A 794-nucleotide genomic window follows, 5' to 3' on the forward strand; every position below is an offset into this window, starting at 1 on the left:
GGGTAGCGCAAGAGATGATATCTACCGCGCTGATTTTTTCTTCAATATTTTTTATAGGAGTTATTTTAAAATTTTTATCCATTAAGGTGTCACAAATAGCCTTCGCTTTGTCAAAGTTTCTACCCCAAACAAAAACCTGTTCTATGGGTCTAACTCTGGCATGAGCTTTAATGAGATTTGGAGATAAAGCTCCAGTTCCAATCATTAATAATGATTTGGAATTCTTTCGGCTTAAGAATTTTGAAGCTAATGCTGAAGCTGCGGCAGTACGTTTTACCGTTAGACTTTTAGCTTCTATAATAGCTTTTATTGTGCCCTTTAAGGCATCTAAATAAATATAAACTCCCTGAATGGCAGGTAGATTAAACTTTCCATTAGCTGGACTGACCGTTGCTATTTTTACACCAGCGTCCTTCCCAGGATTCCAAGCTGGCATCAGTAATAGCGTGGATTCCATACCAACTTCCGGATTGGGGAAATCATGATGATGCCTCATTGGGACCAGAAGTTCTTTGTTCGCAGACATAGATTCTAAGTCCGCGATTAAATTTAAGAAATCTGTATGTTTCTCTACAAAATCTGCATCTATTTGAACTATATTTTTCATAAATTTATTGGCTAAAGGAGTTTATCATAATGATGTTATTTACTGAATGATTAATCATATCATTCTAAAGGCCTATTGACTTTGATGACCATAATAAATGTGTGTACTCAAAACTTATAAATGAGATTCTAGGCTTCATTCAACCTAATACAAACTGAGGTATATTAAATATAATTATTGTCCGATA

1 pseudogene is annotated in these 794 nt (G+C 34.8%); it reads right to left on the reverse strand.

Annotation, left to right across the window (positions count from 1 at the left end):
• Nucleotides 1-607: pseudogene (locus JEM65_RS20595) on the reverse strand (ornithine cyclodeaminase family protein); the annotation flags it as partial.
• Between the last annotated feature and the right edge of the window lie 187 nt (nt 608-794).

It is taken from the genome of Gelidibacter salicanalis (genome assembly GCF_016469035.1).
Taxonomy (GTDB): Bacteria; Bacteroidota; Bacteroidia; order Flavobacteriales; family Flavobacteriaceae; genus Gelidibacter; species Gelidibacter salicanalis_A.